This is a genomic window from Pseudomonas sp. C9 (genome assembly GCF_002000165.1).
GTDB lineage: Bacteria > Pseudomonadota > Gammaproteobacteria > Pseudomonadales > Pseudomonadaceae > Aquipseudomonas.
Genome location: NZ_MPAK01000001.1, coordinates 2396195 through 2404955 on the forward strand (window position 1 = coordinate 2396195; position 8761 = coordinate 2404955).

General features: G+C 57.6%; 5 protein-coding genes and 2 rRNA genes. 4 read left to right on the forward strand and 3 right to left on the reverse strand.

Annotated elements, in window-relative coordinates; genetic code table 11:
• Window positions 1-404 precede the first annotated feature (404 nt).
• The 4 genes from BMS17_RS11225 to BMS17_RS11240 are packed head-to-tail and all read left to right on the forward strand — an operon-like array spanning window position 405 to window position 6022.
• Window positions 405-1181 carry a DUF3050 domain-containing protein gene (locus tag BMS17_RS11225; protein WP_046033199.1) on the forward strand — a complete coding sequence of 259 codons (777 nt, stop codon included), beginning with the start codon at window positions 405-407 and terminating at the stop codon, window positions 1179-1181.
• Complete coding sequence (locus tag BMS17_RS11230; RefSeq protein WP_046033198.1) at window positions 1178-2107, forward strand: diiron oxygenase; 930 nt, start codon at window positions 1178-1180, stop codon at window positions 2105-2107. Before BMS17_RS11225 ends, BMS17_RS11230 begins: the two co-directional genes overlap by 4 nt.
• 13 nt (window positions 2108-2120) lie before the next feature.
• Complete coding sequence (locus BMS17_RS11235; RefSeq protein WP_077430947.1) at window positions 2121-5531, forward strand: non-ribosomal peptide synthetase; 3411 nt, start codon at window positions 2121-2123, stop codon at window positions 5529-5531.
• A gap of 23 nt (window positions 5532-5554) precedes the next feature.
• Window positions 5555-6022, forward strand: coding sequence for an SRPBCC family protein (locus BMS17_RS11240; RefSeq protein ID WP_046033196.1), 468 nt, complete (start codon window positions 5555-5557; stop codon window positions 6020-6022).
• A gap of 125 nt (window positions 6023-6147) precedes the next feature.
• Here the strand turns inward: BMS17_RS11240 and BMS17_RS11245 are convergent, their stop codons facing one another.
• The 3 genes from BMS17_RS11245 to rrf (BMS17_RS11255) all read right to left on the reverse strand — a co-directional run bounded on the left by BMS17_RS11245 (window position 6148) and on the right by rrf (BMS17_RS11255) (window position 8684).
• Window positions 6148-8028, reverse strand: a complete 1881-nt coding sequence (locus BMS17_RS11245) for a methyl-accepting chemotaxis protein (RefSeq protein ID WP_077430948.1) — start codon at window positions 8026-8028, stop codon at window positions 6148-6150.
• 319 nt (window positions 8029-8347) lie between these two features.
• Window positions 8348-8463, reverse strand: a 5S ribosomal RNA gene (gene rrf, locus BMS17_RS11250).
• A gap of 105 nt (window positions 8464-8568) precedes the next feature.
• Window positions 8569-8684 (reverse strand): 5S ribosomal RNA (rrf, locus tag BMS17_RS11255).
• Between the last annotated feature and the right edge of the window lie 77 nt (window positions 8685-8761).

Below are 8761 nucleotides of genomic sequence, written 5' to 3' on the forward strand. Positions count from 1 at the left end.
GGTCCCGGCCAACTTCCACCCTCTAAAGTCACCTCATTGATTTATCTAAGAAAGTTGCTACGAGTGAGGCATTCACTCTTCATTTGAATTTTGACTTTCATTAGTCGAAAGGAGCAGCTACGTCCAAATAAAACTTAAACCCAAAGTTTTATCGGAACTTGTCGCACTCGAAAAATATGAACTTTCATTTAATTAAAAAATAACTTGCCGGATACTTTATTCGTGTATTAGTTTTTGTTCGCCCCACTGAACACAGGCCTGCAACCCTTTATCTGCGGACCACTACTCACTCATACAGCCCCATTAGCCTGAGGCCTTTGCTCGCCCACAGAAAACTTTAAACGACAGAGGCTTATTGGCCGAAACTTCCTTAATCGCACTTTCGATCACATATAGGTTCGCTCATGAAACCGAACAAAGACCGCCTCAACCAGAAGAAAGCAGAACTTAGTGCGCACCCGATCTTTTCTGAAATACATTCGCTGTCGGTACTTCAACGCTTTATGGAAACCCATGTATTTGCCGTGTGGGATTTCATGTCGCTGACCAAGCGCCTGCAACAAGAACTGACCTGCGTTCAGCTGCCCTGGCTACCGCCACGAGATCCGCAGGCCGCGCGCCTGATCAATGAAATCGTGTTGGGTGAAGAGTCCGATGATCGTCCTGCCCACGGTCATTACAGCCATTTTGAGTTGTATCTGGATGCGATGCGCGAAGTCGGCGCCAGTACGGTCGCGGTGGAGCGCTTTGTCGCGTTGCAACAAGAAGGCGTTAGCTACGACGTCGCGTTGCAAAGCGTGGACGTTGATCCGGCGGCGGCGCAGTTCGTTCGGCACACCTTGCACACGGCGTTGCATGCCCCGGGGCACAGTGTTGCCGCGGCGTTTTTACATGGTCGTGAGAGTGTGATTCCGCAGATGTTCCAGCGCATTCTCGACGATTGGGGTATTGGCATCGAACAAGCGCCGACCTTCCGTTACTACCTGGAGCGGCACATCGAAGTTGACTCCGAAGACCACGGCCCGGCAGCGGAAAAACTGCTCGCCCGGTTGGTCGATGGCAATCCGCAACGCGAAGAAGACGTCTACGCCAGCGCCATTGCCGCCGTAGAAAGTCGCATCGCACTGTGGGACGGCCTGCGTCTGAGCATGGGCGAGCCTTTGCCGGAGGTGAGCGCATGAACGCCGCCGACTACCAATCCTTCGCCGACGCCTGGGAAAGCCGCGCGACGATCCGCACTCGCCCACGGCGGATGTTGGAAAACGACGACAAGCTGATCTATCCCTTGAGTCGCCAACCGCTGGTGCTGAGCGAAACCTTCCTGCGCGAATGCCCGGAGCAACGGGACTTCGCCTTGGTGCAGACGCTCTACAAGTTCATCAATGATGTGGTGATTTTCGAAACCGAGATCGTCGACAAGACCGCTCGCAGCATCGCCAAGAATCGCTTCGCCGTGGCGTTCCCGTTCGCTTGCCGTTACGACGCCATGACCGTGGTGGTGGACGAGGATTACCACGCCTTGGTCGCCATGGACTTCATGCAGCAGACCATTGCCCTGACCGGCATTGCGCCGATGGTGCTGCCAGATGAAATCGAACTCAGTCGAGCCATCCCGGCAGCCGTGGCGCTCGCGCCGGAGCACCTGCGCAGCCCCGTCGAATTGATTTGCGTGGCCATTGCCGAGAACACCGTGACCGGCGATGTCGCGGCGTTTGCCAAGGACGACACGGTCAAGCAGTCGATCAAAGGCCTGATGGCCGATCACTTGCTCGACGAAGGTCGCCACTCCGGCTTCTGGGCGCGGCTGGTGCGCATCTACTGGCACACCGCGAGCGAAGACGATCGCCATTGCATTGCGCAGATTCTGCCGGTGTTCATTGGCCATTACCTGACCAACGATATTCAGAAGTCCTTCGACTTGCGCCTGATCGAGTCCTTGCAGATCAGCGAGACGGCTCGTCAGGCACTCAAGCGCGAAGTCTCGGGACTGGCCTTCCCGATCAACCGTCATCACCCGTTAGTCGCCAACATCGTTCGGTTTTTCCGCAGCAGTTCGCTGCTCGATTCGCCGTGCGTGCAAGACGCCCTCTGCGACTACCTGGTTTAACGAGGAGAACACCATGAGACGTCTCGACATTTTACTCATTGGGCAAAGCCAGGCCTTGACCGACCTGGCGCTGGAACTTGAACAGCACGGTCATTCGTTAGTGCGGTTCGACGCGCTCAACGAGCAGTCGTCGTTTGATTTGCTGATCGACGATGCGAGTCTGCCGTTTGCCGGCTTCGACGCAACACCGCGACTGACGCTGCAACTGGGTGTCGGCGCATCGCAGGCTTGCGGTTTGCCGCCGCTGGACGTGTTGTGCACGTATAACTCTGCCTTGTTCACTCGCGTACCGATCACCGACGAACCTGGCGGCAATGGCCAGGCATTGCGCCTGCGAGCCGTGGCAGAGTTGCTGGATCACGTCGGGCTGCTGGTCAGCCGCTTCTCCCGCGATGCCGACTATTTCCTGCACACCGAACCGGCCGCTCCCGCTCATTTTGAGCGGGTGGAAAACCTGCTGTTTCTGGAACACCTGGCCTTCGTCCACGCGCTCAACCTGACCGAGCAATCCTGGCTGCGGAAGCTGGCTCAGATCCCGATGATCGAGCGTCTCGAACAACGCCTCCACCAGTCGGCCGAGCGTCCCGCGCTGACGATCGGCGAGACGACGCTGAGCTATCGGCAATTGCACGCGCACAGCCGTGCTATTCAGCAGCGGTTACAGCCACTGCTCGATCAACATGAAGGGCCGTTGGTGGTCGCAATCTGCCTGCCCAAATGCAGCGCGCTGTATGCGGGGATCCTGGCGATTCTCGGCAGCGGCGCGGTGTATTTGCCGCTGGAGCCGAGCCATCCTCTGCAACGTCAGCAGTACATTCTTTCCAATGCCGGGGCCGTGTTGTTGCTGCATGACGGCCAGCATCCACTTGCCGATGACACGCCGGGGCTGGACATCAGCCGTATCAACGCCGAAGACGCGGACCTCGAACAAGCGTTGATGCGCCACCGACCCGATCTCGATGCGCCGTGCATGGCGCTCTATACCTCGGGCACCACCGGGCATCCCAAAGGCGTGCTGCTCAGTCAGGCCAACCTCGCGCATTTCACGGCGTGGTATGCCGACTACGTACAACTCACCGAGCACAGTCGGGTGCTGCAGTTTTCTTCGTTGAGTTTCGACTCATCGCTGATCGACATTTTCCCGACCTTGCTTCAGGGCGCCGAACTGGTCGTGCCCAGTGACGATCAACGTCGTGACCCCTTGCAACTGGTCGAACTGATCCGCCACCGACAACTCAGCCACGGTTTTTTGCCACCGGCCTTGTTGAGCATTCTGCCGCTGGATCAGTTGCAGGTGCTGGATCATGTGATGACTGGCGGCGACGTTTGCGAACCCTGGGTAATCGAGCAACTGACGCGCCAGGGCAAGCTCTACAACCTGTATGGCCCGACCGAAGCCACGGTGCTGATTACCGCGCGACAGTTGCGTACCGGTGACAGCAATCGAACCCTCGGCGCGCCAATTGCCAACAGCCAGGTGCTGATCCTCGATGAAGACTTGCAACCGGTCACTGACCACACGGTAGGCGAGTTGTACATCGTCGGGCCGGGGGTGTGCCTGGGGTATCTGAACAACCCGCAGCAGACCGCCGAGCGCTATCTGGAGCTGAATGTGCCGGGTGGCAAAACCCTGCGCGCCTACCGTACCGGCGACATGGCGAAGTGGACCGGCGACGGCGTTGAGTTGTGTGGGCGCCGGGATAATCAGGTGAAGATTCGCGGCTTTCGGGTGGAACCGGAAGAGATCGAGCGCTGCCTGCGCGACAGCCAGTTGTACCGCCAGGTGGCGGTGGTCATCGACAGTCAGCGGCGAATTCTGGCCTTCCTCGCGCAGCCTCAGGAAGACCGGCCCGGCGCCGCTCGCGAAGCCTTGAAGGCTCACGCGGTGCAGTTTTTGCCGGACTACATGCAACCCGGCGCCTGGACCGAATTGCAAAGCATGCCGTTCGCCAGCAACGGCAAAGTCGACCGCAAGGCGTTGCTTTCAATGTCGGTCAGCGTCTTGGAAAACACCACGCGACGTTTGCCGGCCAGTGCCGATGAGGGGCTGCTGTTGGAGATCTGGGCCGAGTTGCTGGAGCTGCCGGCCAGCGATATTTCTACCGACGAAAGCTTCTTCAATCTGGGCGGCCACTCGATTCTGTTGTCGCGCATGTTGCTGCGATTACGCGAGGAGTTTGGTCGCAGCATCTCCATCAATCGCTTCATCGAGCTGCCGACCATTGCGAAGTTGGCGACCTTGGTGCGTGGCTCTGGTACTGAAGAAGTGCTGAGCGAAAAGGCACTGGCCGATGCTTTCCGTGAGCTGGATATTCAGCCGTTGCCGGTCAGCAAAATGGGCGATGTGCACAAGGTGATCGTCACCGGCGCCAACAGTTTTGTGGGTGTGCACATTGTCGAGGCGCTGTTGGGTTGGGGCGCCACGGAAGTCGCGTGCCTGGTGCGCGATGGCGGGGGGCAAACGGCGGCTGAGCGCTTTGCTCATGCCTTGCGCGAAAACCGCTTGGAGCATCTGGACCTGAGTCGGGTGCGGGTTTACGCAGCGGACATTGCCCGTCCATTCCTGGGGCTTTCCAGTGAAGTTTACGAGCGCCTCGACCAAGAGTTTGGTGCACTGGTGCACAACGCGGCCAACGTCAATCACGTACTCGATTACGAGTCGCTGGCGCGGGACAACGTCGAGCCGATTTTCGAGTGTCTGAGGTTGTGTGAAGGGCGCAGCAAGAAAATTTTCAATTTCGTCTCCACGCTCTCGGCCTCCAGCACGATTACCGCCGATGGCCGAGTCCTGGAGTTACCCGCCGCGCCGACCCCGCCGATCTACATCAAGAATGGCTACAACCTCTCCAAGTGGGTTGGCGAACGGATTCTTGAACGGGCGCGCGAGCGTGGGGTGCGGGTCAACCTATATCGCCCCGGCAACATCAGTTTCAACAGCCTGACCGGCGTCTGCCAGCCGCATAAAAACCGCTTGATGCTGATGCTCAAAGGCTCGATCCAGCTCGGTCGTGTACCGGAGTTCGCGCTGAATTTCGACCTGATGCCGGTGGATTTTCTCGCCCGCTTCATCGCCTTCCATGCCAGCCGCTATCAGCCTGAAAAAGCGGTGTTCAACCTGCACAACCCCGAGCCCCTGAGCTGGGACGACTACGTGGCGTCCTTTCGCGAGGCCGGGCGGGAGTTCTCCATGGTCAGCGTCGCCGACTGGCAGCAGCAACTGGACCGGGTCGACAGCGACAACGCTCTGTTCGGCGTGCTCGGGTTTTACCTCAACGGCTTTGAAGAAGACATCGGCGACATCTCGATGATCGGCCACGACAACGCCCAGGCCGGCGTGCGGCAAATGGGTGCGCATTACCCGGAAAAATCCCCGGCGCTGCTGCGTCGTGGCTGCGACTACCTGAAAGAAATCAACTTCATCTGATTCAACCCAAACGGAGCAAAACCATGAGCACTCTGCAACCCGATACCCTGATCAAAAATCCTCAAGGCTGCCACGTCGTGTCCTCGGTGGAAGTGCCGGCCGATGCCAAGGAAGTCTGGGCAATCGTCGGCAACTTTGCCGGCTTCGATCGGTTCATTCCGGCGCTGTCGCACATCGAAATGACGGGTGAAGGCGTGTCGTCCTTGCGCAAGAAATTCTTCAAGGACGGCAACCTCGTGGTCGAACAACTCAACTCGCGAAATGACCACGCGTTGAACATGACCTGGACCACGATCTACAACACGTTGGGCGTGGCCAATTTGTGGGCAGCGATGAGCGTTGAGCCCCTGGGCGCGGGCAAGTCCCGCGCGACCTGGACCATCATCGCCGAGCCGGCGCAGGGAGGTGCCGAGGCACTGCCGGGCTTCAAGGACTTTGTGCAGGGGTTTGCCGATGATGCGATGAACAATGTGTTGAAGTTATTTGCGTAGGGCTTTCGTTCGGTGGTGATTGATCTACCGCCATAGCGGGCAAGTCTGCTTCCACAGGGATCACCGGAAACCTGTGGGAGCGGCGGTGCGACTTGCCCGCGATTGAACGATAACGCGGTTTTGAATCAGATTTTGAAGCTATCAACCAACTGCTTCAACCGGTTCGCCTGCTGAGACAAGGCATCGCAATCCTTCAATGTTTCATTGAGGTTGGCCACGCTCTGCTGGTTCAGCAGGTTGATCTGATTGACGTCGACGTTGAGCGTTTCCACCACGGCGGTCTGCTCTTCGGTGGCCGCCGCGACTGATTGGTTCATACCGTCGATTTCGCCGATGCGCCGGGTCACGCTGACCAGTCGCAGGCCCGCCTGGTTAGCCACTTCGACGCTCTGTTCACTGGAGAGCTGACTGGCGTTCATGGTGGTCACCGCTTCACGAGAACCGATCTGCAGCGAGGTGATCATCTTGTGGATCTCCTCCGCTGACTCCTGCGTGCGGTGCGCCAGGTTGCGTACCTCATCCGCCACCACCGCAAAACCACGACCCGCTTCACCGGCACGGGCCGCTTCGATGGCCGCGTTCAGGGCCAGCAAATTAGTCTGCTGGGAGATGCCTTTGATCACATCGAGAATGTGCCCGATGTTATCGGTGCTGGCGTTCAGGGTTTCGATTTGGGTGCAGGACAGGCTGATTTTCTGCGACAGTTCGGTCATCGCCAGAATCGTTCGCTCAACCACCTGACGACCATCGTCCGCCTGCTCGCTGGCACCACTGGCATGCTGCGAAGCGTCAGCAGCGTTGCGTGCAATTTCCTGGGTAGCAGCACCCAATTGGTTAATCGCTGCGGCCACACTGTTGGTGCGAGCGCTTTGCTCGTCGGAGCCGATGATCGAGGCGTTGGACGATGTCATGACCCGTTGCGACAGGTCATGAACCTGGCGGGTGGCCGAAGACACTTCGCTGATCGAGGCGTGAATACGTTCCACAAACTGATTGAATGAACCGCCCAATTCACCGAACTCGTCGTTGCTTTCGACGGATAGCCGTCGGGTCAGGTCGCCTTCACCCTGAGCGATGTCCTGCATCGCGCGGCCCATGGTCGTCAACGGACGCATCAGCACATTGATCAGCAAGCTCAGCAGCACTGCAATGGCCGTCACGGCGATGAACATTGCGATCAATGCCGAGGTGCGGAACTGGCTCAATGGCGCGTAGGCCTTGTCCTTATCAATCGACAGACCGATGTACCACTGGGCATTCGGCAAACCACTCACCGGGGTGAACGAGAGGATGCGATCCTGCTTGTTCAACGTGACGTTCTGATTGCCCTTCTCGATCCGCACACCGGCGTTCGGGTAGATATCCTTCAGGTTCTTCATGACATGGTCTTTGTCCGGACTGACGATCACCTGGCCGTCGGCGCTGACCAGGAACGCGTGACCGATACCACCGAAGTCCACTGAGTTGATGATCTTCACCAAGGTCTCCAGGCTCAGGTCACCGCCGACTACACCAAGCAACTCGCCGTTCTTTTTCACCGGCATGGCGATGGTCACCACCAGACCGCCAACGGCTGCCATGTAAGGTGGGGTCAGCATGGTCTTGTCGACCGCAACGGCTTGTTTGTACCAGGGACGCTGACGCGGATCGTAGCCGTCCGGCATCTTCGCGACAGGACGCTGGGTGAACACGCCATTGGCCTGGCCAACGTAAGTGAACTGGAAGTTAGAGGTGAACGCCGGTTGGTCGATCAGGCCCGCAAGGTCCGCGCTGACGCCTTGGTGTGCAACGTTTTGCGCAAGGCTCTCCAGAACCAGCACCCGGCCACTGATCCAGTTCTGCACGCTGCTGGCGGTCAGATCACCGGCTTGCTGGACAGAGGTTTCGAGATTTTGCCGGATGGTGTTCCGCTGCAAATAGTCGTTGTACAAAGTGAACAACGCGAATGCCAGCACGACGACGCCGGAGGCGGCCAACAAGATTTTATGGCTGAACTTGAGATTCATTTCATAGGACTTCTTATGCAGAAAGTGGGGATGCGTTCCGAGTTGCAACATTCCATGTAACAGCGCAAACGGCATTCTGCGACCGCTCTACTTTGGTGCACGCATGTCTCAACAGTCTGTCGGCACCAGAGCGGGAAATCTTAGAAATTTGTATGAAATGCCCAGGACTCCGGTCGAACGGCGTACCAACGGGAATAGACACAAATAGAAAAGCCAGTTCCTGATTTCCAGAGGCTGGCTTTTTAGTTTCTGTGGTTTTTGGCGTCCTGAAACGACAAAACCCCTGTCTGCGTTAACAGACAGGGGTTTTGGAATTTAATCTTGACGATGACCTACTCTCACATGGGGAAACCCCACACTACCATCGGCGATGCATCGTTTCACTGCTGAGTTCGGGATGGGATCAGGTGGTTCCAATGCTCTATGGTCGTCAAGAAATTCTGTGACCAGCCCGTTACAGCCGTAACGTGCCAGCAAAATAGGTGACTTCTACTAAAACAAAACCCCAACTGCTTTCGCAATTGGGGTTTCGGAATTTAATCTTGACGATGACCTACTCTCACATGGGGAAACCCCACACTACCATCGGCGATGCATCGTTTCACTGCTGAGTTCGGGATGGGATCAGGTGGTTCCAATGCTCTATGGTCGTCAAGAAATTCGGGTACCGAATCGTGGCCAGTCGGCCGCGCTTCAGCAAATTGGGTATGCGATAGTTGGGTGTTTTGTGAGT

Bases quoted from the DNA above. Each gene is read 5' to 3' on its own strand.
- BMS17_RS11245 (WP_077430948.1), bottom strand. From the start codon at position 8,028: ATGAATCTCAAGTTCAGCCATAAAATCTTGTTGGCCGCCTCCGGCGTC.
- BMS17_RS11225 (WP_046033199.1), top strand. From the start codon at position 405: ATGAAACCGAACAAAGACCGCCTCAACCAGAAGAAAGCAGAACTTAGT.
- BMS17_RS11235 (WP_077430947.1), top strand. From the start codon at position 2,121: ATGAGACGTCTCGACATTTTACTCATTGGGCAAAGCCAGGCCTTGACC.
- BMS17_RS11230 (WP_046033198.1), top strand. From the start codon at position 1,178: ATGAACGCCGCCGACTACCAATCCTTCGCCGACGCCTGGGAAAGCCGC.
- BMS17_RS11240 (WP_046033196.1), top strand. From the start codon at position 5,555: ATGAGCACTCTGCAACCCGATACCCTGATCAAAAATCCTCAAGGCTGC.